Source organism: Streptomyces griseofuscus (assembly GCF_014673495.1).
GTDB classification, from domain to species: domain Bacteria; phylum Actinomycetota; class Actinomycetes; order Streptomycetales; family Streptomycetaceae; genus Streptomyces; species Streptomyces murinus.
This window is the reverse complement of the sequence record NZ_CP051006.1, coordinates 6,884,691-6,908,091: the sequence shown is the minus strand read 5'-3', so window position 1 is coordinate 6,908,091 and position 23,401 is coordinate 6,884,691. Positions and strand designations below refer to the sequence as shown.

The 23,401-nt window shown below is 72.6% G+C and carries 22 protein-coding genes; 5 read left to right on the top strand and 17 right to left on the bottom strand.

The features are described from left to right. Window positions 1-210 precede the first annotated feature (210 nt). Entirely contained in the window at window positions 211-951 is a 741-nt protein-coding gene (locus tag HEP81_RS31470) for a GntR family transcriptional regulator (protein ID WP_037650979.1), read from the top strand. A gap of 113 nt (window positions 952-1,064) precedes the next feature. On the opposite strand, the gene HEP81_RS31465 is transcribed toward HEP81_RS31470, so the two are convergent. The 4 genes from HEP81_RS31465 to HEP81_RS31450 form a co-directional block, all read right to left on the bottom strand. Next, the gene (locus tag HEP81_RS31465) at window positions 1,065-1,517 is read right to left on the bottom strand and encodes an Lrp/AsnC family transcriptional regulator (protein ID WP_037650980.1); all 453 of its coding nucleotides are present in this window, start codon (window positions 1,515-1,517) and stop codon (window positions 1,065-1,067) included. Between the two features lie 14 nt (window positions 1,518-1,531). After that, window positions 1,532-2,962: an amino acid permease gene (locus tag HEP81_RS31460; protein ID WP_037650982.1), complete on the bottom strand. Its 1,431-nt coding sequence runs from the start codon at window positions 2,960-2,962 to the stop codon at window positions 1,532-1,534. Window positions 2,963-3,058: 96 nt separating this feature from the next. After that, complete coding sequence (locus HEP81_RS31455; protein WP_037651318.1) at window positions 3,059-4,501, bottom strand: GuaB1 family IMP dehydrogenase-related protein; 1,443 nt, start codon at window positions 4,499-4,501, stop codon at window positions 3,059-3,061. Between the two features lie 161 nt (window positions 4,502-4,662). Further along, the gene (locus tag HEP81_RS31450) at window positions 4,663-5,091 is read right to left on the bottom strand and encodes a hypothetical protein (RefSeq protein WP_037651320.1); all 429 of its coding nucleotides are present in this window, start codon (window positions 5,089-5,091) and stop codon (window positions 4,663-4,665) included. Window positions 5,092-5,105: 14 nt separating this feature from the next. Between HEP81_RS31450 and HEP81_RS31445 the strand changes: the two genes are divergently transcribed. Further along, window positions 5,106-6,908, top strand: coding sequence for a translation initiation factor 2 (locus tag HEP81_RS31445; RefSeq protein ID WP_243279642.1), 1,803 nt, complete (start codon window positions 5,106-5,108; stop codon window positions 6,906-6,908). Here HEP81_RS31445 and HEP81_RS31440 read toward each other — a convergent pair. From HEP81_RS31440 to HEP81_RS31415, 6 genes are all read right to left on the bottom strand, one after another. Beyond that, on the bottom strand, window positions 6,897-8,891 hold the full coding sequence (locus HEP81_RS31440) for an AAA family ATPase (protein WP_243279639.1): 1,995 nt from the start codon (window positions 8,889-8,891) through the stop codon (window positions 6,897-6,899). The two genes, HEP81_RS31445 and HEP81_RS31440, sit on opposite strands and share 12 nt — an antisense overlap. A 183-nt stretch (window positions 8,892-9,074) precedes the next feature. Next, window positions 9,075-9,395 carry a barstar family protein gene (locus HEP81_RS31435; RefSeq protein ID WP_037650983.1) on the bottom strand — a complete coding sequence of 107 codons (321 nt, stop codon included), beginning with the start codon at window positions 9,393-9,395 and terminating at the stop codon, window positions 9,075-9,077. Beyond that, a complete protein-coding gene (locus HEP81_RS31430) occupies window positions 9,392-9,901 on the bottom strand; it encodes a guanyl-specific ribonuclease (protein WP_078967120.1) in 510 nt (169 codons plus the stop codon). The genes HEP81_RS31435 and HEP81_RS31430 overlap by 4 nt, the downstream gene beginning before the upstream one ends. Before the next feature lie 189 nt (window positions 9,902-10,090). Next, entirely contained in the window at window positions 10,091-11,134 is a 1,044-nt protein-coding gene (locus HEP81_RS31425) for a sugar-binding transcriptional regulator (protein WP_037650986.1), read from the bottom strand. A gap of 90 nt (window positions 11,135-11,224) precedes the next feature. Continuing rightward, complete coding sequence (rpe, locus tag HEP81_RS31420; protein WP_037650988.1) at window positions 11,225-11,911, bottom strand: ribulose-phosphate 3-epimerase; 687 nt, start codon at window positions 11,909-11,911, stop codon at window positions 11,225-11,227. 174 nt (window positions 11,912-12,085) lie between these two features. Beyond that, window positions 12,086-13,507 (bottom strand): RsmB/NOP family class I SAM-dependent RNA methyltransferase, encoded by a 1,422-nt coding sequence (locus HEP81_RS31415; protein WP_037650990.1) that lies wholly within the window; start codon window positions 13,505-13,507, stop codon window positions 12,086-12,088. A gap of 154 nt (window positions 13,508-13,661) precedes the next feature. Here HEP81_RS31415 and HEP81_RS31410 point away from each other — a divergent pair, with 154 nt between their 5' ends. Beyond that, complete coding sequence (locus HEP81_RS31410) at window positions 13,662-14,123, top strand: GNAT family N-acetyltransferase (protein WP_106979828.1); 462 nt, start codon at window positions 13,662-13,664, stop codon at window positions 14,121-14,123. A gap of 126 nt (window positions 14,124-14,249) precedes the next feature. On the opposite strand, the gene fmt is transcribed toward HEP81_RS31410, so the two are convergent. Continuing rightward, complete coding sequence (gene fmt / locus HEP81_RS31405; protein WP_037650992.1) at window positions 14,250-15,182, bottom strand: methionyl-tRNA formyltransferase; 933 nt, start codon at window positions 15,180-15,182, stop codon at window positions 14,250-14,252. A 282-nt stretch (window positions 15,183-15,464) separates the two neighbouring features. Between fmt and HEP81_RS31400 the strand changes: the two genes are divergently transcribed. Next, complete coding sequence (locus HEP81_RS31400) at window positions 15,465-16,013, top strand: hypothetical protein (protein ID WP_037650994.1); 549 nt, start codon at window positions 15,465-15,467, stop codon at window positions 16,011-16,013. A 109-nt stretch (window positions 16,014-16,122) separates the two neighbouring features. On the opposite strand, the gene HEP81_RS31395 is transcribed toward HEP81_RS31400, so the two are convergent. Further along, a complete protein-coding gene (locus HEP81_RS31395; RefSeq protein WP_037650996.1) occupies window positions 16,123-18,288 on the bottom strand; it encodes a primosomal protein N' in 2,166 nt (721 codons plus the stop codon). A gap of 57 nt (window positions 18,289-18,345) precedes the next feature. Between HEP81_RS31395 and HEP81_RS31390 the strand changes: the two genes are divergently transcribed. Next, window positions 18,346-19,155 (top strand): S1 RNA-binding domain-containing protein, encoded by an 810-nt coding sequence (locus HEP81_RS31390; protein WP_243279637.1) that lies wholly within the window; start codon window positions 18,346-18,348, stop codon window positions 19,153-19,155. A gap of 106 nt (window positions 19,156-19,261) precedes the next feature. On the opposite strand, the gene metK is transcribed toward HEP81_RS31390, so the two are convergent. The 5 genes from metK to HEP81_RS31365 all read right to left on the bottom strand — a co-directional run bounded on the left by metK (window position 19,262) and on the right by HEP81_RS31365 (window position 23,329). Beyond that, window positions 19,262-20,470: a methionine adenosyltransferase gene (metK, locus tag HEP81_RS31385; RefSeq protein WP_037650999.1), complete on the bottom strand. Its 1,209-nt coding sequence runs from the start codon at window positions 20,468-20,470 to the stop codon at window positions 19,262-19,264. A 248-nt stretch (window positions 20,471-20,718) separates the two neighbouring features. Beyond that, window positions 20,719-21,921: a bifunctional phosphopantothenoylcysteine decarboxylase/phosphopantothenate--cysteine ligase CoaBC gene (gene coaBC, locus HEP81_RS31380; RefSeq protein WP_037651326.1), complete on the bottom strand. Its 1,203-nt coding sequence runs from the start codon at window positions 21,919-21,921 to the stop codon at window positions 20,719-20,721. A gap of 103 nt (window positions 21,922-22,024) precedes the next feature. After that, window positions 22,025-22,297, bottom strand: a complete 273-nt coding sequence (gene rpoZ / locus HEP81_RS31375) for a DNA-directed RNA polymerase subunit omega (protein ID WP_005319902.1) — start codon at window positions 22,295-22,297, stop codon at window positions 22,025-22,027. Window positions 22,298-22,350: 53 nt separating this feature from the next. Next, entirely contained in the window at window positions 22,351-22,944 is a 594-nt protein-coding gene (gmk, locus tag HEP81_RS31370; protein WP_051849846.1) for a guanylate kinase, read from the bottom strand. A gap of 61 nt (window positions 22,945-23,005) precedes the next feature. After that, on the bottom strand, window positions 23,006-23,329 hold the full coding sequence (locus HEP81_RS31365; RefSeq protein ID WP_037651003.1) for an integration host factor: 324 nt from the start codon (window positions 23,327-23,329) through the stop codon (window positions 23,006-23,008). Window positions 23,330-23,401: the final 72 nt, after the last annotated feature.

Here is a 23,401-nt window from a genome sequence, read left to right as displayed (position 1 = left end):
GGGGGCGAGGCGCTACGAGGGTTTGTAGACCCGCTCGACAAACTTGTCTGAACAAGTCGGCCTCAGTACGCCCGGCTTCGGTGTCCCGTTCGTAAACACGGAGGGAACATCAGCCGCTGTTTCCCTGCACAGTTACGGCTCGCCCAGCACGCGGTGAAACGTCGATTAGGCTGGTCACGCTGTGCACAGCCGCCTACGCAGAGGGGAAGCATGACGGCGCGACACGAGGAGATCGCCGACGAGCTGCGCCGCGCGATCGACCGCGAGCAGTACACGGTCGGCAGCCGGCTGCCCTCGGAGTCGGAGCTGGCCGCCCACTACGGCGTCTCGCGCGGCACGGTCCGCCAGGCCGTCGCCGCGCTCACCGCCGAGGGGCTGATCGGCTCCCGTCAGGGCGCCCGCCGCGTGGTCCTCGCGAGCCGCCGCAGCCAGAGCTTCGAGGAGCTGCGCAGCTTCGCCCAGTGGGCCCGTGCGATGGGCCGCGAGGCGACCGGCCGGGTGGTCGAGCAGACCTACCGCCCGGCCACCCACGAGGACGCCGTCCGCCTCCAGATCCCGCTGCGCACACCGGTGTTGCACGTTCTTCGGCTGCGTGGCCTGGACGGCGACCCGGTCCTGCTCGAACGCACGGTCTACGCCGACTGGATCTCCCCCGCCGTCGAGTCCATCGAGCCCGACTGCGCCTCGGTCACCCAGCGCCTGTACGACGACACCGGGCTGGTCTTCGCCTACGGCGAGCACATCATCGACGCGGTCGCCTGCGGAGCGCGCGAGGCCGAACTGCTCCATGTCCGCCGCACGAGCCCGCTGTTGCGGGTGCGCCGCGTGACGACGACCCGGGAGGGCCGCCCGGTGGAGTGGTCGGACGACCGCTACCGCCCGGACGCGGTGACGTTCAGCGTGCACAACTCCATCGGCAACAACGCGCTGTCGCGGAAGACGGCGGAGTAGGTCTCGGGGAGCGACAGCACCCCCTCGGGCCTGTCTGACAATTCCCGTCTGCCGCGCTCCGGGCGACGACGGGAATTGTCAGACAGGCCCGAGCCGGATTCCGCCCGCGCCGCTCACCCCGGCGCGCCCGAGGAGAACCTTCGCAGCAGGGGTGACAGCACCAGTACGGACTTCGTCCGTTCCACGAACGGTTCGCCCGCGATCCGTTCCAGGACCCGTTCGAAGTGCCGCATGTCGGAGGCGAAGACCTGCGCGATCGCGTCCGCCTCCCCGGTGACCGTCGACGCCGCCACGACCTCCTGGTAGCGCTCCAGGCCCCGCAGGATCGTCTCCGGCGAGGTGTTGCGGCGGCAGTAGATCTCGATGTACCCCTCGGTCTCCCAGCCGAGCGCCGCGGGATCCACCCGCACGGTGAATCCGGTGATCGCTCCGGTGGCCCGCAAGCGGTCCACCCGCCGTTTCACCGCGGGCGCGGACAGTCCGACCAGTTGCCCGATGTCCGCGTAGGAGCGGCGGGCGTCCTCGGCGAGGGCGTGCACGATGCGTTCGTCGAGATCGTTCAACACAGCGGGTGGTTCACTTACTTTTTCGCGAGACGGGACCGGCGAAAGCCGTATACGAAGTAGAACACGAGCCCGACCGCCAGCCAGACACCGAACACCGTCCAGGTCACGCTGGACAGGCTCCCCATGAGCCACACGCAGAAGAAGAAGCCGAGCGCGGGCAGCAGCGGCGACAGCGGCACCCGGAAGGTGCGCCGCATTCCCGGCCGCGTCCGCCGCAGCACCACGACCGCCACATTGACGAGCGCGAAGGCGAACAGCGTGCCGATGCTGGTGGCGTCGGCCAGCTGCCCGAGCGGGACCGCCGCCGCGAGGACGCCGCAGAACAGGGACACGATGACGGTGTTGGCCCGCGGGGTGCCGCTCCTCGGGTGCACCCGCTCGAAGATCCTCGGCATGAGGCCGTCGCGGGACATGGCGAACAGGATGCGCGTCTGGCCGTAGAGCACGGTCAGCACCACGCTGGCGATGGCGATGACCGCGCAGAAGGCCAGCAGGGTCGCCCAGAACCGCTGTCCGGTGACGTCCCGCATGATCTGGGCCAGCGCCGCCTCGGAGCCGCTGAAGGAGCGCCACGGCCTGGCGCCGACCGCGACGGCCGCGACCAGCACGTACAGGGCCGTCACGATGACCAGCGACAGCATGATCGCGCGGGGCAGGTCACGCGCCGCGTCCTTCGCCTCCTCGCCCGCGGTGGAGGCCGCGTCGAAGCCGATGTACGAGAAGAACAGCGTGCCGCCGGCCGCGCTGACCCCGGCCATGCCGAGCGGCATGAAGGGCGTGTAGTTCCCGGCCCGGACCCCCATGAGGCCGACCGCGCAGAACAGGATCAGCGCGGCGATCTTCACGCACACCATCACGGTGTTGACCCGCGCGGACTCCTTGGCGCCGCCGAGCAGTAACGCCATGGCGAGCAGGACGACGATCAGGGCGGGCAGGTTGAAGACGCCGCCGTGGCCCGGTGGGGCGGACAGGGCGGCCGGGAAGGTGAAGCCGACGGTGCCGTCCAGCAGCTCGTTCAGATACTGGCCCCAGCCGACCGCGACGGCGGCGACCGAGACGCCGTACTCCAGCAGCAGGCACCAGCCGCAGACCCAGGCGATCAGCTCGCCCAGCGTGGCGTAGGCGTACGAGTAGGAGGAGCCGGCGACCGGGATGGTGCCCGCGAGTTCGGCGTAGGACAGGGCCGAGAACAGCGCGGTGAAGCCGGCGAGCACGAAGGACAGGATGACGGCGGGGCCCGCCTTGGGGACGGCCTCGCCGAGGACCACGAAGATGCCGGTGCCGAGCGTGGCCCCGATGCTGATCATGGTCAGCTGCCACAGCCCGAGCGAGCGCCGCAGCGTTCCGCCCTCGCCGTGGCCGCCCTCGGCGACCAGGAGTTCCACGGGCTTGCGGCGCATCAGGCGCGCACCGGGGCCCGCGGACGGCTGCTGACGCGTGATCATCGCATCCACGGTACGTCAGGTGCCGGAACGCCGCGCTCCGGTCGCCGGACGCCCTTCGGCCCCCGCCGGTCGCGGCGGGGGCCGACGGGCGCGGGCTCAGCTCCAGCTGGCGTGCAGCGGCTTGCCCTCGGCGTATCCGGCCGCGCTCTGGATGCCGACGATGGCCCGCTCGGCGAACTCCTCCAGCGAGTCGGCGCCGGCGTAGGTGCAGGAGGAGCGGACACCCGCGATGATCGAGTCGATCAGGTCCTCGACGCCCGGACGGGCCGTGTCGAGGAACATCCGCGAGGTGGAGATGCCCTCCTCGAAGAGCGCCTTGCGGGCGCGGTCGTACGAGGACTCCTCCGACGTGCGGTTGCGCACCGCGCGCGCGGACGCCATGCCGAACGACTCCTTGTAGGGGCGGCCGTTCGCGTCGTGCTGGAGGTCGCCCGGGGACTCGTACGTACCGGCGAACCAGGAGCCCACCATCACGTTCGAGGCGCCGGCGGCGAGCGCCATGGCCACATCGCGCGGGTGGCGGACACCGCCGTCGGCCCAGACGTGCTTGCCGTACTTCTTCGCCTCGGCGGCGCACTCCAGGACCGCGGAGAACTGCGGGCGGCCCACGCCGGTCATCATCCGGGTGGTGCACATGGCGCCGGGGCCGACCCCGACCTTGATGATGTCCGCGCCCGCGTCGATCAGATCCTTGACGCCCTCGGCGGAGACGATGTTGCCCGCGACGATCGGCACCTGCGGGTCGAGGGCCCGCACCACCTTGATCGCGTTGATCATAGACTCCTGGTGGCCGTGCGCGGTATCGATGACGAGGGTGTCCACGCCCGCGTCCAGCAGTTCCTTGGCCTTGCCCGCCACATCGCCGTTGATGCCGACGGCGGCGGCGATGCGCAGCCTGCCGTTCGCGTCCACGGCCGGGGTGTACAGGGTGGCGCGCAGGGCGCCCTTACGGGTGAGGATGCCGGCCAGCCGGCCTTCCTTGTCCACGGCCGGGGCGTAGCGCCGGTTGTGGGTGTCGAGGGTGTTGAAGGCCTCGCGCGGGTCGATGTCCGCGTCCAGCAGCAGCAGGTCCTTGGACATGACCACTTCGAGCTGGGTGAAGCGGTCCACGCCGGAGAGGTCCTCGTCGGTGACGACGCCGATGGGCCGCCGCTCGCCGTCCACGACCACGCCCGCGTTGTGCGCCCGCTTGGGCAGCAGCGCGAGGGCGTCGGCGACGGTCTGGTGCGGGGCCAGCACGATGGGGGTGTCCAGCACCAGGTGGCGGCTCTTCACCCAGGAGACCACGTCGATGATCACATCGTTCGGGATGTCCTGCGGGATGACCACGAGGCCGCCGCGGCGGGCCACGGTCTCGGCCATACGGCGGCCGGCGATGGCGGTCATGTTGGCGACGACGAGCGGGATGGTCGTTCCCGTGCCGTCCGGCGAACTGAGGTCCACGCCCTGCCGGGAGCCCACGGCGGAGCGGCTCGGCACCATGAACACGTCGTCGTACGTCAGGTCGTACGTGGGCCGGATGTCGTTGAGGAAACGCACGTGCTGCACATCCCAGTCGTTCAGAGGTGACCCCCCGACGGGTGCGCCAGGGGGAAAAGAGCACGTACTTCATTCTCCCATGACCCGGGCCCGCGCGTCCCCGGGCGGAACCTCCAGGGTGACCGGTCCGGCTTCGGATGATCCGCCGAAGCCCCTCCCGGTCAGTGCAGCGCGGTGCGCGCCTGCTCCAGGAACGCCTCGCGGGCCCGGTCCAGCGCGTCCGGGCGGGCGTCGCGCCGTACCTGCTCCAGGAGCGCGGTGGCCGCGGTCGCCACCTCGCCGGGTCCTTCCAGAAGTACCAGGTCATGGGCCCGCTGGAGGTCCGTACGGTCCCCGGGCCGCCCCTCGCCGGTCCGCCGGGTCTCGGCGACGGCGCCCACCGCTTCGAGGAACCGGACGTACGCCTGCCGCCGCTGGTCGTGGACGCGCGCCGCCCACTGCTCGGCGGTGCTCAGCCGCAGCGCCTCCAGGGCGGCCGCCGCCTGGCGTTCCCCGGCCTCCCGGGTGGAGCGCGCCGATATGACGCTGCCGCCGAGCGCGGCACCGGCGCCGATGAGCGCGGCCAGCAGGGCGATGAGCCACTCGTTCATGAGGTGCATTCTGCATGGACACGGCATGGAGCAGGGCCGATTCGGCCGTCCTCGGTACGATCACCTGGCCGGCCCGGCGCGCCACCGGCGCCCGGTGGGAGACGAGCGGGCCGAGTGGACGGGAGAGTCGGGTGAAGGACGGGCGGGCGACGGGCCACGAGCGTGCCGTCCTGTTCGCCGCGCGGTCGCAGAACGCCCTGCACCGGCTGCTCGACACGCTCCCCGTCTTCGCGGGCGACGACCGGGTGCACCGCTGCTTCACCCTCGTCCCGGGCTCCGCGTTCTCCCTGGACGCGCTGAGCGCCATCGACCGCGCGGGCGGCCGCACCGTCCCCTGGGCCGAGGCCGTCGAACAGACCTTCGCACTGATCCTCGCCGCCAGCCCCAAGGGCGATCTGCACGCCCTGCACGGCCCCCGCGTGCTGCTCCCGCACGGCGCCGGGTTCAACAAGTCGGTGCCGGGCGAGGGCACCGAGGACTCCGCCTCCGGCCTGGACCCCGCCCATCTGCTGCGGCCCGACGGCGCCCCGCTCGCCACCCGCTATCTGTTCTCCCACCCGAGCCAGATCGCCCGGCTGGCGCCGCTCAGCCCCTCGGTGGCGGCCCGTTCGACGGTCGTCGGCGACCCGCTGCTGGAGCGGTTTCTGGAGTCCCAGGACCGCCGCGACCGCTATCGCGCCGCCCTGCGCACCGGCGCCCGCACCCTCGTCGTGCTGCTCTCCACCTGGGGCCCGGAGTCCCTGATCGGCCGCCGCCCGGGCCTGCCCGCCGAACTGGCCGCGGCCCTCCCCCACGACGAGTACCAGCTCGCCCTGGTCCTGCACCCGAACGAGCGTGCCCGGCGCGGGACGCTCGACCTCGCCGAGTACCTGGACCCCGCCCGCCAGGCCGGTCTGATCCTGCCCGCGGTGCACGAGGAATGGGCGTCGGTCGCCGTCGCGGCGGACCTCCTGATCACCGACCACGGCTCGGCGGCCCTCTACCCGGCCGCCCTCGACCGCCCCCTGATCGGCGCCTACGACGGCGGCCGTGAACTCCTTCCCGACAGCCCGATGTCGGCCCTGCTCACCGGCGTCCCCCACCTCCCGTCGCACCTCCCCGGCACCGACACGGCGTCCCACCTGGCCACGGCGGTCCGCGCCCACCGCCCGGGCAGCAGCCGCACCCTCGCCGCACCGGCCTTCGCCGAACAGGGCCGGGCCCTCGACCGGCTGCGGGAGACCCTGTACGACCTGCTGGACCTCACCCCGCCCGACCGCCCCGTGCTGCCCCGCCTCCTCCCCGACCCGGCACCGGCACCGCTCGCACCCGCCGCCTTCGCGGTCCGTATCGAGTACGACGACCAGGGGAGCCCGCGGGTCCTGCGGCACCCGGCGCATCTCGTACCGCCCGCGCCCGCGCACCACCTGTCCGCCGAAGTGGGCACCGCGCACCGCCGGTTCACCCAGAGCGCGGCCCTGCTGCACCGCCGCGCGGGCGAGCACCCCGGGGCCTGGACGGAACCGGCCGGCGAGTGGACCCTGCGCACCCTGGCGGACCACCCCGGCGGCCACCGCACCGCCGCGATCGTCCTCTCCCCCACCCACTGCCTGCTGCGCGCCCGCTCGGGCCCGCTGCTGTCCGTGCGGCTGGACCCCGGCGACGGCGCACACCGGGCCGCGCCCGTCGATCCGGTGGCCGTCCTGTCGGCCGTGCATGCCGCGCTGCTCGCGGGACGGGGCGACCCGGGCACCCCGCTGGTCTGCTCGGTGGGCCCCCACAAGGTGGTGGCCCACCTCGCCCCGGCCACCGCCGAAGAGGCCGCCCTACCGGTCTGACCCGGCTCCGGCCAGCCCGAGCCGCTCCCACAACTCCCGGGCCGCCGTGCGGTGTTCCTCCGCCTCGCGCTCCTCACCGAGGCTTGCGGCGAGTTCCGCGAGGGCGTCCAGCACCCGGGCCTCATCGCGCACGCCCCGCACGGCACGGGCTCCCTCCAGCGCCGCCCGGTACCGCGCACCGGCCTCCTCGCCGCGGCCGAGCCTGGCGTACACCCCGCCGAGGGCGAACTCCGCGCGCCCGGTGAGACGGGTGCGGCCGTCGGCGGCGAACTCGTCCCGGGCCCGCTCCAACAGCTCGGCCGCGCGCTCCAGTTCACCGAGGTGCGCGAGGGCCTCGCCAAGCCGGTACCGCTGGAGGGTGACGCCGTAGGCGTTGTCGATCTCCTGGTGCACCGCCCCGGATGCCTCGAACTCCCGGGCCGCGTCCGCCCAGTTGCCGCGTGCCGAGCCGAGCATGCCCAGGAACTCGCGGGTGGAGGCGGCCAGTTTGCGCTCCTTCGGCGAGGTGCCGAAGGCGCCCTGGACCGTCGACCACGCCTGGTTCAGCTGCCGCTCCGCCTCCTCGAACTCCCCCTGCTCCCACAGCGGCCGGGCCAGCTGGCAGCGCATCCGGACCAGCAGCGGAAGATCACCGGCCTGCTGCGCGGCGGCCACGCCCCTGCGGAACGCGTCGATGTGGTCGCCGTAGTGCGGATGGTTGAGGAAGTGGGTCCACAGGGGTTCGCAGAGCGCGGCGGCCTCCAGAAGGCCCCAGTCCGTGTCCCCGGCGGTGCCGACGGTGTGGGCGAGGCGGACGCAGCCGAACAGGGCGTGCCGTTCGGCCTCCAGCCAGTGGTAGGCGCGGGCCGCCGCCTCGCCCCGGGCGTCCCCGGGCTGTTCGAAGAGGACATCACGGGTGCCGGGCACCGGCGGCGCCTCGGCCGCCGTCCGCAGACGCGGTCCGGCCGCGGTCAGGTCCGCGCGCTGGGCCTGGCGCAGATACCAGCGCACGAGCCGCCGCAGCGCCTCCTCGCGCTCGCCCTGGTCGCCGCACGTCTCCGCGCGGCGGCGGGCGTGGGCGCGCTGTAGTTCCGGGAGGCGTTCACGGCCGTCGGTGCCCCGGCCGTCCAGCAGTCCGGCGGCGCGCAGTTCGGCGAGCGCGTCCTCGGTGGTGTCGAGGTCCCGGCCGAGCAGGACGTCGGCGGCGGCGAGGGTGAAGGAGGGGCCGGGGAAGTGGCCGAGCAGCCGGTAGAGGCGGGCCGCGGCGGGGCCGAGGCTGTCGTAGGCCGCGTCCCACACCTGTTCGACCACGGGGATGCCCCTCTCCCTCAGTTCGGTGCCGAGCCGGTCCAGGAGCCGGGCCAGCGGCGGCTCCTGGTGGCGGCGCAGCCAGTTCCCGGCGATGTGCAGCGCGGCCGGAAGCCCCGAGCACAGGTCGAGCAGTCGGCGCGTCTCCTCCGGGTCGACGGCGAGGCGGGCGTCCTTGGTGACCCGTTCCAGCAGTTCCAGGGCGTCGGCGGGGTCGAGCGGCGCCAGCGGGAACTCGGTGGCCGCGCCCGCCTGGAGGTCGTACAGCGGCCCATGGCTGGTGACGATCACCAGGCTGTCGCCCGAGGCGGGCAGCAGCGGTTCCACCTCGGTGCCGTGGCGGGCGTTGTCGATGACGAGCAGGAGCCGCTTGCCGTGGGTGAGGGACCAGTACTGGCGGGCCCGCTCCCGGAACACGGGCGCGATCCACTCCGCGCCGAGGGCGCGCAGCAGCTCGCCGAGGATGTCGGCGACCTCCACGGCGCCGTCGCGGCGCACCTCGTCCAGATCGACGTAGAGCACGCCGTCCGGGTGCTGCTGGTGCAGGGCGCGGGCGAGGCGGAAGGCCAGTTCGGTCTTGCCGGTGCCGGCGCGGCCGCGCAGCAGCAGGCACAGTGGGCGGGTGCCGCCGTCCTCGGCGGGCCGCCGCTCCATGACCAGCTGCCGGGCGCGCGCCTGCTCCCGCTCACGGTCCACAAAGTGCGCCGGCTCCGCCGGAACCTGATACACCACGTCTGACTGGCCCCCGTCCCGCATCGCTCGGCATCACCACGAGCCTATCGGCAAAGGGGAGTTGGCATGCCGTGCTGTGCGGGTGTCGGCCGGACGGGTGTCGTCGGGCACGGCACGGCGGCCGGTGCGGAGGCCGGTGCGGAGACGTCAGGCCAGGGCGAGAGCCACCGTCAGCGATGCCGTGCGCTCGCTCGCCTCGGTGAAGACCTCGCGGGCCACCCGCCACTCGTCGGGCCGGGCCTGTGCGTACGGTTCCCATCCCGTGACGACGAGCAGCAGCCCGCGTTCCGCGGCCTCGGGCGTCCAGACCGAGGGGTCGGAGAGGCTGTCGAGGAGGGCGTCCCAGTTCCGGCCGAACCAGTCGGGCAGGTGCAGGGCGCGTGCCACGGCGTCCATCAGGCCGGACTTGTCCGTGACCCCGGTGAGGTCCAGGGTGACGACCCGGCGGTCCATGAGGTTGTCGGTCATCTCAGTACCGCCCGGAACGAGTTGTAGTGATCATCGGTGTAGTAGAACTCCCCGCCCTGCCCGGTGATGATGCGCCGCGCCCCGCGGTCCCGTGAGCCCGGTGTCCGCACGGTGTACTCGTGGTAGTAGCCGCGCTGGTGCTTCGGCAGATGCCGCTCGAAGTTCCCGAAGACGATCCCGTCCCGTGAGTAGGGGTAGGGGCCGCCGCGGTCGATGAGCGCCAGCGTCCGCCGCGCCTCGGCCGGCAACCGCGACGCGGGCACGGTCGCCATGCCCTTGGCCCAGCCGGGCGTGGCGACGGTTCCGGAGGACGCACGGGTACGCGTTCCCGTCGTGCCGTTGCCGGTCGTCGCCGTCGGGGAACACCCGGCGAGCAGAACGGCGAGGACGACGAGCAGCCCCGCGAAGAGCTGAGGCAGGGACAGAGACCGGGACGGAGACCCGCCCGGCGCCCGGGGACGGGACCGTTCGGACGGTGGGGGGACGGAGCGGAACGACGACAACATGCGGACGATGCTGTCATGGCGGCCGCGGGTACGACGACAGGACGATGCCCCCGACCGACACGCCCGGCCCGGGGCATCGCGGGGCCATCGCGGGGCCCTGTCACCGAACCGGCGGCATCGCGGTCGTACCGTCGGCCCGGTCTCTGCGGGCCGACGGCCTACGGCGTTCAGGGGCCGCCTCGGGTCCCCTTACTGCCCGTCGGGGTCCTGGCGGCTCAGCGCGGGCTTCGGGGTCGGGCCCGCCGTCATCAGGTAGTCCGCGGCCGAGGTGTCCGTGACCAGGCTGGTGACCAGCCCGGAGCGGAGCACCGCGTCGATCGCGGACGCCTTGCGCTGGCCACCGGCGATCGCGACGACCTCGGGGATACGGCGCAGCTGGTCGGCCTTGACGGTGATGCACCGCTCCCCGAGGTCCCGCCCGATCCGGCGCCCCTCGGCGTCGAAGAGATGCGCGGCCATCTCGGCGGCGACACCGAGCGAGGCGTAGTGCGCCCGCTCCTCGTCGCTAAGCATGTCGTGCACCGTCGAGATGCCCGGCTCCCAGGAACCGATGGAGACGCAGGCGACCGTGACCTTGTCGAAGTACTCGAAGGCGCGGGCGATCCCGGTCTGGTTGCGCAGGGCCGCCGCGGTGGCGGCGTCCGGCAGCAGCATCGGCGCGTAGATCGGGTGGGCGTCGCCGCCCGACACCTGCGCGGCACGGCGCACGGCCTCGACCGAGCCGCGCTCGGAGGTACCGGCGTCGTAGACACCCGTCAGCTGCACCACCGTGCACGGCGGCAGCCGGTCGAGCGCGGCCGCCATATGGATGGTGGACCGGCCCCAGGCCATCCCGAGCACGTCCCCCTCGTTGACCAGTTCGCCGAGCAGGTCCGCGGCGACCTCGCCGAGGTTCTCGGGATCGGGGGTCTCCTCGGCCTCGGCCGGGGACTCGACCACGACGGCGTGCCGCAGGCCGTACCGGGCGCGGAGCGCGTCGGAGCGCTCGGCGTCCAGCTCGGCCGGTACGCGGATCTCGATGCGTACGAGATCCCGTTCGAGAGCGGTCTCCAGGACCCGGGCCACCTTGAAGCGGCTGACGCCGAACTCCTCCGCGATCTGGATCTTGGACTTGCCCTCAAGGTAGAAGCGGCGGGCCATGGCCGCCGCCTGGACCAGCTCAGCGGGTCCCATCCGCATGGCTGACCGGCCCGCCGACATACCCGACACGGCGATCTCCTCACTGCTGTTCACACTCTGGATTCGCCGTTCATCCTTGCAGATTCGGCGCAACTGATCCGCCCTGATGGGCGGCGTTCTCTCAACCGTTCACGTAGCCGTGGCTCAGTGGTCGCATGCCCAGGACGCCTTGGCGGTGGCCGTCTCCGCCTGGGCGCGCAGGGCACGCACCGCCTCCGCCGGGTCCTGCGCCCCGTAGACCGCCGAGCCGGCCACGAACACATCGGCGCCCGCCTCGGCGCACCGCTCGATCGTGGACGCCGAGACGCCGCCGTCGACCTGGAGCCAGAGCTGGAGGTCGTGCTTGACGATCAGCTCGCGGGTACGGCGGATCTTCGGCAGCATGATGTCGAGAAAGGCCTGGCCACCGAAGCCCGGCTCGACGGTCATGATCAGCAGCATGTCGAGTTCCGGCAGCAGGTCCTCGTACGGCTCGATCGGTGTCGCGGGTTTGAGCGCCATGGAGGCGCGCGCACCCTTGGCGCGGATCTCGCGGGCGAGGCGGACCGGGGCGGCGGCCGCCTCCACATGGAAGGTGACGGACGAGGCGCCCGCCTCCACGTACTGCGGAGCCCAGCGGTCGGGGTCCTCGATCATCAGGTGGCAGTCCAGCGGGGTGTCCGTCGCACGGGCCAGGGACTCCACCACCGGCACGCCGAGGGTGAGGTTGGGGACGAAATGGTTGTCCATGACGTCGACGTGGAGATAGTCGGCGCCCTGGACAGCCTTGGCCTCCTCCGCGAGGCGTGCGAAGTCGGCGGACAGGATGCTGGGGTTGATCTGCGCGGCCATGCCCCAAGACTGCCATGTCCGAGGCACTGATGTTCGCGCCTGTCCACAGGCGAGACCGTTCATCATACTGATCCGCTGTTCATCGGATGATCCACCCGTGCCTGTGGATAACCGACAGCAACGAAGCCGACGCATGCGGTGAAATGAGAACCGCGCAGCCGCTCTTCGCGACCGTCAGCCGGCCGTCCTGCGGATCAGCGCGAGGTACATCGCGTCAGTGCCGTGCACATGCGGCCACAGCTGGATGTCCGGGCCGTCCCCGAGCGCGGGGACCCCGGGCAGCAGCGGCCGGGCGTCGACGAGTTCGGCGTCCGGGTACTGCTTGAGCACATCGGCGACGACCACCCGGGTCTCGGCGAGGTGCGGAGAGCAGGTGGCATAGCCGACCACGCCACCGACGCGCACCGAGTCGAGCGCAGTGCGCAGCAGGGCGCGCTGGAGGGGAGCGAAATTGTCCAGGTCCTCGGGACGCCGGCGCCAGCGCGCCTCGGGCCGCCGGCGCAGCGCGCCGAGTCCGGTACAGGGCACGTCCACCAGCACCCGGTCGAAACTGCCCGGACGCCACGGCGGCCGCGTGCCGTCCGCCGCGATGACCTGGTACGGCCCCGGGTTGCCGGCCAGCGCCTTGGCCACCAGACCGGCCCGGTGCGGCTGCTTCTCCGAGGCGAGGAGCGTCGCACCGCGTTCGGCGGCGAGCGCCCCCAGCAGAGCGGCCTTGCCGCCAGGTCCCGCGCAGCCGTCGAGCCACTTGGTGTCCGGCCCCTCCAGGGGAGCGTTGGCCAGCGCGAGGGCGACCAGCTGGCTGCCCTCGTCCTGCACCCCGGCACGGCCCTCGCGCACCGCCTCGACCGCGCCCGGCTCGCCGCCCTCGGCCAGCCGTACGGCGTACGGCGACCAGCGCCCGGCCTCCGCGGCCTCCTCGCGCAGCAGCTCCTGCGAGGTGGCCCGGCCCGGCCGCGCGACCAGCGTCACCCGGGGCCGCTCGTTGTCGGCCGCGAGCAGCTCCTCGATACCGGCGCGCCCGCCGCCCAGGGAGTCCCACAGCGCGGAGACGACCCAGCGGGGGTGGGAGTGCACGACGGCGAGGTGGTCCTCGGGGTCCTCGTCGTAGGGCGGCGCGACCTTCTCGATCCAGCCGTCGAGATCGTTCTGGGCGATCTTGCGCAGCACCGCGTTGACGAACTTGGCCCGCCCGTCGCCCAGCACGACACGGGCGAGTTCCACGGTGGCGGACACCGCGGCGTGCGTCGGGATCCGGGTCCCGAGCAGCTGGTGCGCGCCGAGGCTCAGCACGTCCAGCACCGGCGGGTCGACCTCGCGCAGCGGCCGGTCCACACACGCGGCGATCACGGCGTCGTACGTGCCCTGCCTGCGCAGCGTCCCGTACACCAGCTCGGTCGCGAGCGCGGCGTCCCGCGCGTCGAAGTCGTCCTTCTCCCGCGCCTTCCGCAGCAGCGGGGGCAACACGAGATTGGCGTACGCGTCCCGCTCGTCCACCGCCCGCAGCGCCTCGAAGGCCAGGATGCGGACGGGGTCCTTCTTGGGACGCCGATAGGGCTTGGCGGGCTTATGACCGCGCCGCGACTGCTCGCTCACGAAAAAGGTGCTCCGGAGGTGAAAAGGGGTATGCGGCCAAGCCTACGTCGAGGGGGGTGACCGGGGGTGGGAGGGGGGAGGGGGCGGGGGGAGGGCCCCAGGGTACGGAGTTCCGTTCTCCCGGACGAACAAGGCGCCTGCCATGCTCCATGCCATGCGCTCACAGATCACCCCGGCCGTCACGACCGACCTCCACCAGGTCCTCGCTGATCACCACCGCTACTGGGGAGAGCGCGACCTTCGGTCCCTGCACCTTCTGGCGCTGGTGCAGGAGTTCGGCGAGACCTGTCTGGTCGCTCGGGCCGAGGACGGAATCCATGGATACGTCATCGGGTTCGTCACCCCGGCCGGCACCGGCTACGTACATCTGATCGCGACTCGGGACGACGCGCGCGGCACCGGTCTCGGACGCCGTCTGTACCGGGCGTTCGCCGATGCCGCGCATCACCAGGGCGCGCTGCGGCTGAAGGCGGTCACCTCACTCGGCAACACCGGGTCGATCGCGTTCCATCGGCGCCTCGGTTTCGACGCGGAGATCGTCGATGACTACAACGGCCCCGGCCGAGCCATGGTCGTCTTCCAACGCGTCCTGCCGCTCGACGCAGCCCAGCCCTGAGCGCTCAGCCGCCCCTCACGAACAAGCGCGCCCCGCGCCGGCCAGGCGTACCCGGTCGAACTCTGCCGGACCCGGCCCGACCCAGCCGGACCCAGTCGGGACGGGCTCGCCCAAGCCCCATCGGACTCAGTCCCCCAAGGTCTCGCCCGCGCCGATTCGTGCTCCCCGGGCCCAGTCCGCCGCGCGCATCGGCTTTTTGCCCTGGGCCTGGACCCAGAGGAGTTCGACGGCGTAGGAGCCGGTGCCGACGTGGACGCTGTTCTTGCCCGCGGCGAGGTGGCCCGGGGCGAGGTCGGTCCGGTCGGGGACGGGGGCGGTCTGGATGAGCTTGAGCCGTTCGCCGCGGAAGGTGGTCCAGGCGCCGGGCGCCGGGGTGCACCCGCGCACGACCCGGTCGACGCGCAGCGCCGGCGCCGCCCAGTCCACCTCGGCGTCCTCGACGTTGATCTTCGGCGCGAGGGTGATGCCCTCGCCCGGCTGCGGTACGGCCTTCAGGGTGCCGTCCTCGATGCCGTCCATGGTCGCCGCGAGCAGCCCCGCCCCGGCGAAGGCCAGCCGGGTGAGCAGGTCGCCGCTGGTGTCGGTGGGCCGGATCTCCTCGGTCACCGTCCCGTACACCGGCCCGGAGTCCAGGCCCTCCTCGATGAGGAAGGTGGAGGCGCCCGTGATCTCGTCGCCCGCCATCAGCGCGTGCTGCACGGGCGCCGCGCCGCGCCAGGCGGGCAGCAGCGAGAAGTGCAGGTTGACCCAGCCGTGGGCCGGGATGTCGAGGGCGACGCGGGGCAGCAGCGCGCCGTAGGCGACGACCGGGCAGCAGTCCGGGGCGATCTCGGTGAGCCGCGCCAGGAACTCGGGGTCCCGCGGCTTGGCCGGCTTGAGCACCTCGATGCCGGCCTCCTCCGCCCGCTCGGCCACGGGCGACGCGACCAGCCTGCGGCCACGGCCCGCGGGGGCGTCGGGCCGGGTGACGACGGCGGCCACCTCGTGCCGCCCGGAGGCGAGCAGGGCGTCCAGGGCGGGAACGGCGACCTCGGGGGTACCGGCGAAGACGAGCTTCATGGGCGGGATCGGGCCTCTCGGGCGGGGATCGGTCGGGCAGCGCACCAGTCTATGGCCGCCGGGGAACCGGCACCGCGCGGAGCACGGCGCCGATCAACTCGCCCGGCGCGCGCGTCAACTGGAAACGGGCGGCGCACGGGTGGACTGACGGCGTACGTGTATTTCCGCACGCCCCCACCCCGTGACCAGCGGAGCGCATACGCGTTGGTCAAGAAAGAGTTGACCACATAGGGCCGCTTCGGCCGCCCGTTTCCTTTCAACGCCGGTTCGAGAGGCTTGTTCATGGCCGACCATGCAACCCACGACGCCCAGGCGCGGGCCAGCCTGCACTTGCTGGTGCGGGACATCGAGCGGGTCCGCCGGCAGGTGGACGCACTGCGCACGCTCACCGCCCAGTTGGGCAACGTCTACCGTCCGCGCCGCACCGGCCCGTCCACGGGCTTCGTCGTCTACGGACGCGCCCCCGCACCGACGGTCCGCCTCGCCCAGGAACTCCGCGACAGTGTCGAGACCCTGGTCACGGCCGCCGTGGACTTCGACCGCTCGCTCGGCTTCTCCTGGGACGCGGTGGGTTCGGCGCTCGGGGTCACCAAGCAGGCGGTGCACCGCCGTTACGGCGCCCGCCGCGCCGCGACCCAGGCGGCCGCCGAGGCCGAGCGGACCCCGGAGCCGTCCGGCACCCGCACGCTCAATGTGAACGCCGGCCTGCCCACGATGCCGGTGCCGACGGTCCCCGCCGCCCGCTCCATGCCCACCCAGCCGACCTCGGGCAGTCCCGCGTTCCGGGAGGACGCCCGCCCGACGGCCTTCCCGGGCCCGCGCAACGGCTGACCGGCTCCCCGGCGCGACAGCTGCCGGCCCCGCCCTCCCTGGACCTCGGGGAGCCTTCCGGGAGGGGCCGGACCCGCTCACCGTCCCGCGCTGCCCGGGCTCCCCGCCGTCATCCGATGTCCGGCGGATCGATCCGCACCCGCACCCGCGCAGCCTCCCCGCTCCCCCGCGCCATCCGCGCGGCCTGAGCGGTCTTCAGGGCGGAGGCCAGTGCCGAGCCGCTGCCCGGAGGGACCCGTACGAGGGCCCGCTCCCAGTGCTCGCCGGGCGGCGCCGCCCCGGGCCTGCGCGGTCCGGCCGGCGGGGCGGGCGGCACCGGCACCGGTCCCAACACCTCGGCGCCCGAAGGCAGTTGGGCAGCGGCCAGGAACTCGGCGAGGGCCTCCGGAGTCCCCGACACGGCCGCCATCCTGGACACCGGCGGAAAGCCCAGCTCGGCCCGCTCGGACAGCTCCCGCAGGGCATGCCCCACGGGGTCCCAGCGCACCAGCGCCTGCACGGGCCGCAGGGTCGGCTCGGCCACCACGACCACGGTGCCGCCCTCGCTCTGCGGCCGGACCAGCGCCCCCGCCGCGATCCACCGGCGCAGCGCGTCCTCTCCGGCCCGCAGATCGGGTCGTACGAGCATGGCCCAGCCGTCGAGCAGCAGCGCCGCCGCGTAGCCGCCCTCGGCGACCGGTTCGGCGCCCGGGGTGCTCACCACCAGCGCGGGCGCGGACGGCACGGTGTCCAGTACGTGTTCGCGCCCCGAGGTGCGCACCGGTACGGCGGGGAAGGCGCGGCCCAGTTCCTCGGCGGTGCGCCGGGCACCCACCACCTGGGCGCGCAGCCGGAAGCCGCCGCACTCGGGGCAGTGCCAGTTGCCCTCGGCGCGCCCGCACCAGCCGCAGCGCAGCACGCCCGCGTCCTGGCCCTGGAGCGGCCCGGAGCAGTGCACGCAGCGGGCGGGTGCCCGGCACCGGTCGCAGGCCATGCGCGGGGCGTATCCGCGGCGTGGCACCTGGACCAGCACCGGCCCGTGCCGCAGCCCCTCGCGGGCCGTCTGCCAGGCGAGGGTGGGCAGCCGGGCGGCGCGGGCGGCCTCGTCGCGGGCGAGGTCCTGGTCCCCGACGGTGCGGACGAGGGGCGCGGACCGCCGTATCTGTTCCCGCCCGGCGATCAGGGGGCGCGCCCAGCCGGTCTCGACCAGCTGGGCCGCCTCCACGGTGCAGGAGAAGCCGCCGAGCAGGAAGGCGCACTTGTCGAGGGTGGCGCGCAGCAGCAGGACGTCGCGGGCGTGCGGCTGGGGGGCGTGCTGCTCGCTGTGGCTGTCGTCGCCGTCGTCCCAGATCGCGACGAGTCCGAGGTTTCGTACGGGCGCGAACATGGCGGCCCGGGTTCCGACGACGGCGCGCACGGATCCGCGTCGTACCGCGAGCCACTGCGCGTACCGCTTCTCGGGTCCGGCGTCGGCGGTGAGCAGGGCGTGGTGGCCCTTGCCGAGCAGGGTGGTCAGGGCGGCGTCGACGCGGGCGGCGGCGCGCCCGTCGGGTACGACCACGAGCGCGCCGCGTCCCGAGGCGAGGGTGGCGGCGACGGCGCGGGCCAGTTCCTCGCTCCAGCGCGGTCCCGGCAGGGCGTGCCACACGGCCCGGGGGGCGCCGCCGTCGGCCAGTGTCCGCAGGAAGGCGTCGCCCTGTTCGTATCGTGTCCAGGAGCCGGGGTCGGGTGCCTCGGGGGGTGGCAGGGGTGCGGGCGAGGTCCGCTGTTCGGCGCGGGCGCTGCGGGGCGGTACGGCGAGTTGGAGGACGTCGGCGAGGCTGCCCGCGTACCGGTCGGCGACGGCGCGGGCGAGGCCGAGCAGTTCGTCGCTGAGCACGGGCTCGGGGGACACGACCTGGGCGAGTGCGGCGAGGGGGCCGGAGTAGTCGGACTCGGCCCGCCGTTCGATGAGGAAGCCGTCGATGAGGCCGCCGCCCTCGCGGCGGCCCTCGCGCACCCGGTGCCGTCCGGCGCCGAAGCGCACGCGGACCCGTACGCCGGGCTGTGCCGCTTCGTCCAGTTCGGCGGGGACCGCGTAGTCGAAGTAGCGGTCGAGGTGGAGTACGCCCTTGTCGACCAGCACGCGGGCGACGGGCAGCCGCTCCGCGAGGGCGGCGCCCCGCCAGGTCCGCGGTTTGGCCCGGGGCGTCCTGGCCTTGCGCACGCTCTCCCGGATGAGCGCAAGCTGCTCCGGCGGCGCCCCTTCGGCCCCGCCTTCCCCGTCCGTCCGGGGCCCCCCGTTCTCGCTGCTCACGCTTGCATTCTTACCAAATCCCACTGACAACGTCCCGGGGTGCCTACGCTCGCCCCCATGACCGAACCGACCATGACCGGGCCGACAGCTGACCCGCTGGAATGTCTGAGAGAGCGCCTCGTCGCTCCCGGGGAGTTGGTGACGGGCGCCGTCGCCGGTTTCGAGGGGGGCGATGTGCTGGTGCTGCTGGACGGCGACGCGCCGGGGCTCCCCTCCGGTCGGGTCCCTCGGCACGAACTGACCTGGCGCGATGTCCGGGATCCGTCGGACGTGCTCACGGTGGGGCAGCGGATCCGCGCGGAGGTGACGATGCGCGGCGGGCACGACGGCCGGACGCTGCTGTCCGCGCGGGCGTGCGAGGACGAGGCGTTGTACGGCTTCCTTCGGGGTCTCGGGCGCGGGGCCGTCGTCGCGGGGACGGTGTCCTCCGTGCACCGCTTCGGGGTCTTCGTGCGGATCGACGGTGAGCCCGGGCATCCGGTGTACGCGGGGACCGGGTTCATCAATGTCCCCCAGCTGTCGTGGTCCCGGTTCGAGGATCCGGCGGAGGTGGTGGCGCCGGGGCAGCGGATCCGCGTCGAGGTGCTTGCCCCGGACACCCGCAGGGGCCAGGTCGCGCTGTCCCTCAAGGCGCTTCAGGGTGATCCCTGGGACGAGTTGGCCGTGGCCGCCGGGGATGTCCTGGCCGGGCCGGTGACCAAGGTCATCCCCTTCGGGGTCTTCGTGCGTGTGAACGAGTGTGTGGAGGGCCTGGTGCACTCCGACGAGCTGGACGGGCGGAGCACCGAGGAGGGGCAGGAGCTTCGGGTCAGGGTCCTGGAGGTCGACCGGGCGCGGCGCCGCATCCGGCTGGGGCTCGCGGACTGATCCCCGGCCCGGTAGGACAACGAGGTCCGGAAGAGCAACGAGGCCCGTGGGAACGCCGAGGCCCGGCCCCCCGAAGGGAAGCCGGGCCTAGGCGCGCCGTGTGGGATCAGACGCCCGCGGCCTTGCGCAGGGCGTCCACGCGGTCCGTGCGCTCCCAGGTGAAGTCGGGGAGCTCACGGCCGAAGTGGCCGTACGCCGCGGTCTGGGCGTAGATCGGGCGGAGCAGGTCGAGGTCGCGGATGATCGCGGCCGGACGCAGGTCGAAGACCTCGTCGATGGCCTTCTCGATCCGGTCGGTGTCGACCTTGTGCGTGCCGAAGGTCTCCACGAACAGACCCACCGGCTCGGCCTTGCCGATCGCGTACGCCACCTGCACCTCGCAGCGCGAGGCCAGGCCGGCGGCCACGACGTTCTTGGCGACCCAGCGCATCGCGTAGGCGGCCGAGCGGTCCACCTTGGACGGGTCCTTGCCGGAGAAGGCGCCGCCACCGTGGCGGGCCATGCCGCCGTAGGTGTCGATGATGATCTTGCGGCCGGTCAGGCCCGCGTCACCCATCGGGCCACCGATCTCGAACCGGCCCGTGGGGTTGACCAGGAGACGGTAGTTCTCGGTGTCCAGCTTGATGCCGTCCTCCAGCAGCGCCTTCAGCTCCGGCTCCACGACGAACTCGCGGATGTCGGGGGCCAGCAGCGATTCGAGGTCGATGTCGGAGGCGTGCTGCGAGGAGACGACGACGGTGTCGAGGCGGACGGCCTTGTCGCCGTCGTACTCGATGGTGACCTGGGTCTTGCCGTCGGGGCGCAGGTAGGGGATGGTGCCGTTCTTGCGGACGTCCGACAGCCGCTTCGACAGGCGGTGCGCCAGGAAGACGGGCAGCGGCATCAGGGTCGGCGTCTCGTCGGACGCGTAGCCGAACATCAGGCCCTGGTCGCCCGCGCCCTGCTTGTCCAGCTCGTCCTCGTCGCCCTCGACACGGGACTCGTACGCCGTGTCGACGCCCTGCGCGATGTCCGGGGACTGGGCGCCGATGGACACCGACACGCCGCAGGAGGCGCCGTCGAAGCCCTTCTTCGAGGAGTCGTAGCCGATCTCCAGGATCTTTCCGCGGACCAGGGTCGCGATGTCCGCGTACGCCTTGGTGGTCACCTCGCCGGCCACGTGCACCAGGCCGGTGGTGATGAGCGTCTCCACGGCGACCCGGGAGGACGGGTCCTCGCGCAGAAGCGCGTCGAGAATGGTGTCGCTGATCTGGTCAGCGATCTTGTCGGGGTGACCCTCGGTCACGGACTCCGAGGTGAACAGGCGACGGGACACAACGCTCCCTGTGGTTGCAGCGGCTGCTGGCTGATCATTTGCAGTCGACGCGGGGCTGCGCCCGGTCGACCTTCAACAGTTTATCGGTCGCGCTCGGCCGATGGGCCACTGTCTCGCCTCTCGGGAGCGCTGTGACCTGCGGCACGGGCATTGTGCACAATGCCCGACGGCCTTGGCCAGGGTAACGGTCCCGGACGTGAGCATGGCCTGAATCCGTCTTCGGATTCGCCCGGCCGGACGCGCGGGGGTCAGTCGAGGCGGTCCACGACGAGGTCCCAGACGATGTCGGCGAGGGCCTCCTTGGGCCCGTGCGGCACGGGGTTCTCGCTGCCGTCGGCGCCCAGTACGACGGCTTCGTTCTCCTCGGAGCCGAAGGTCTTGCGCTCCCCCACCTCGTTGACGACGAGCAGGTCGCAGCCCTTGCGGGTGAGCTTGGCGCGGCCGTTGGCGAGGACGTCGTCGGTCTCGGCGGCGAAGCCCACGATCACCTGTCCGGCCCTGGCCCGTTCGGCGGAGACCTCGGCGAGGATGTCCGGGTTGCGGACCAGGACGATGGGCTCGGGCTCCTTGTCGTCCTTTTTCTTGATCTTGCCGGTGGCGTAGGCGCTGGGGCGGAAGTCGGCGACGGCCGCGGCCATGACCACGGCGTCGGCGTCGGCCGCGGCCTTCAGCACGGCCTCGCGCAGCTGGACGGCGGTGTCGACCTGGACGACGTCCACGCCCGCGGGGTCGGGCAGCTGGGTGTTGGCCGCGATCAGCGTCACCCGGGCGCCGCGGGCGGCGGCGGTGCGGGCGAGGGCGTAGCCCTGCTTGCCGGAGGAGCGGTTGCCGAGGAAGCGCACCGGGTCCAGGGGCTCTCGGGTGCCGCCCGCGGAGACCACCACATGGCGGCCGCGCAGGTCGGGCTCCTGGACGCCGCGGGCGAGGACGCGCCGGCAGACCTCGAAGATCTCGCCCGGGTCGGGCAGCCGGCCCTTGCCGGTGTCGACGCCGGTGAGGCGGCCGACGGCGGGTTCGATCACGACGGCGCCGCGGCGGCGCAGCGTGGCCACGTTCTCCTGGGTGGCGGGGTGCTCCCACATCTCGGTGTGCATGGCCGGGGCGAAGACCACGGGGCAGCGGGCCGTCAGGAGGGTGTTGGTGAGCAGGTCGTCGGCGAGGCCGTGGGCGGCCTTGGCGAGCAGGTCGGCGGTGGCGGGGGCGACCACGACGAGGTCGGCGTGCTGGCCGATGCGGACGTGCGGGACCTCGTGCACGGAGTCCCAGACCTCGGTGCCGACGGGGTTGCCGGACAGGGCGGAGAAGGTGGCGGCGCCGACGAAGTGCAGCGCGGACGCGGTCGGCACCACACGGACGTCGTGGCCCGATTCGGTGAACCTTCTCAGCAGCTCACAGGCCTTGTAGGCGGCGATGCCACCGCTGACCCCCAGTACCACCCTCGGCTTGTCCACCATGTCTCCTCGGTCTGGAAAACCTGCAACACCCATGACACACCACAGGCCCGACAGCGTGGCTGCCGGGCCTGTGGATAAAACCACCTGCGGTCTGAACGTACTACTGCGCGGGGCCCTCAATGGCCTCGGAGGTCAGCAGACCGGCGTTGATCTCGCGCAGGGCGATCGAGAGCGGCTTCTCGTGGACGTGGGTGTCGACGAGCGGACCCACGTACTCGAGGAGGCCCTCACCGAGCTGCGAGTAGTACGCGTTGATCTGGCGAGCACGCTTGGCCGCGTAGATCACGAGGCTGTACTTCGAGTCGGTTGCCTCGAGGAGCTCGTCGATCGGCGGGTTGATGATGCCCTCGGGCGCGGTGATGGAAGAGGACACGCTCTACCTTCCGATGGATGGAAAAGAATCAATGATCGTGATCAGAGTCACGATTACACAACGTCCATCAAGGCTAGCAGCTCACGGGCCACGTCCTCGACGGAGGTGTTGACCAGGGTCTCGTCGAACTCCGGCTCGGCCGCCAGTTCGGTCCTGGCCGCAGCCAGCCGGCGCTCGATGACCTCGGGCGACTCGGTGCCCCGGCCGGTCAGCCTGCGCACCAGCTCCTCCCAGGAGGGCGGGGCCAGGAACACCAGCCGTGCGTCGGACATCGACTCACGGACCTGGCGGGCGCCCTGGAGGTCGATCTCCAGCAGGACGGGCTCGCCCTTCTCCAGCCGCTCCAGGACGGCCGCGCGGGGCGTGCCGTACCGGTTGCCGGCGAATTCGGCCCACTCCAGCAGCTCGCCGTTGGCGATCAGCTTGTCCATCTCGTCGTCGGTGACGAAGAAGTAGTGGACTCCGTGCTGTTCACCGGGGCGCGGCTTACGGGTCGTCGCCGACACCGAGAGCCAGACCTCGGGGTGTTCCTTGCGCATATGAGCGACGACCGTGCTCTTGCCGACCCCCGAGGGGCCGGAGAGCACGGTCAGCCGCGGACGTACGTCCGGGGGCTCGGGGGTCGTCCCCCGGAATGTTGCAGCCATGCAGCGATTATTCCAGCAATCCCGGGGTGCCCGGGACTCCCGGTCCGGTGCGAGGCCGGACTCAGGCGCCGGTGCTGCCGAACTCACGCTCCAGGGAGGCGATCTGGTTGGAACCGAGACCCCGCACACGGCGGCTCTCGGAGATGCCCAGACGCTCCATGATCTGCTTGGCGCGGACCTTGCCCACGCCAGGCATGGACTCCAGCAGCGCGGAGACCTTCATCTTGCCGATGACGTCGTTCTCCTGGCCCTGCTTGATCACCTCGTGCAGGGAGGCGCCGGAGTGCTTGAGTCGATTCTTGACCTCGGCCCGCTCCCGGCGAGCCGCGGCGGCCTTTTCGAGCGCGGCTGCGCGCTGTTCAGGGGTAAGGGGCGGAAGAGCCACGCCTACGTCACCTCGGATGTCGAACTGTCGGATACGGACCGGTGAGGAACCTAGTCGCCCCACACCTGGGGA

What these genes read in the sequence shown, in the direction of transcription:
- HEP81_RS31430 (WP_078967120.1), bottom strand. Translation starts at nt 9,901, where the DNA reads ATGTTGTCGTCGTTCCGCTCCGTCCCCCCACCGTCCGAACGGTCCCGT.
- HEP81_RS31435 (WP_037650983.1), bottom strand. Translation starts at nt 9,395, where the DNA reads ATGACCGACAACCTCATGGACCGCCGGGTCGTCACCCTGGACCTCACC.
- fmt (WP_037650992.1), bottom strand. Translation starts at nt 15,182, where the DNA reads ATGAAGCTCGTCTTCGCCGGTACCCCCGAGGTCGCCGTTCCCGCCCTG.
- HEP81_RS31445 (WP_243279642.1), top strand. Translation starts at nt 5,106, where the DNA reads ATGGACACGGCATGGAGCAGGGCCGATTCGGCCGTCCTCGGTACGATC.
- rpe (WP_037650988.1), bottom strand. Translation starts at nt 11,911, where the DNA reads ATGGCCGCGCAGATCAACCCCAGCATCCTGTCCGCCGACTTCGCACGC.
- HEP81_RS31470 (WP_037650979.1), top strand. Translation starts at nt 211, where the DNA reads ATGACGGCGCGACACGAGGAGATCGCCGACGAGCTGCGCCGCGCGATC.
- HEP81_RS31410 (WP_106979828.1), top strand. Translation starts at nt 13,662, where the DNA reads ATGCGCTCACAGATCACCCCGGCCGTCACGACCGACCTCCACCAGGTC.
- HEP81_RS31460 (WP_037650982.1), bottom strand. Translation starts at nt 2,962, where the DNA reads ATGATCACGCGTCAGCAGCCGTCCGCGGGCCCCGGTGCGCGCCTGATG.
- HEP81_RS31400 (WP_037650994.1), top strand. Translation starts at nt 15,465, where the DNA reads ATGGCCGACCATGCAACCCACGACGCCCAGGCGCGGGCCAGCCTGCAC.
- gmk (WP_051849846.1), bottom strand. Translation starts at nt 22,944, where the DNA reads ATGGCTGCAACATTCCGGGGGACGACCCCCGAGCCCCCGGACGTACGT.
- HEP81_RS31390 (WP_243279637.1), top strand. Translation starts at nt 18,346, where the DNA reads ATGACCGAACCGACCATGACCGGGCCGACAGCTGACCCGCTGGAATGT.
- HEP81_RS31450 (WP_037651320.1), bottom strand. Translation starts at nt 5,091, where the DNA reads ATGAACGAGTGGCTCATCGCCCTGCTGGCCGCGCTCATCGGCGCCGGT.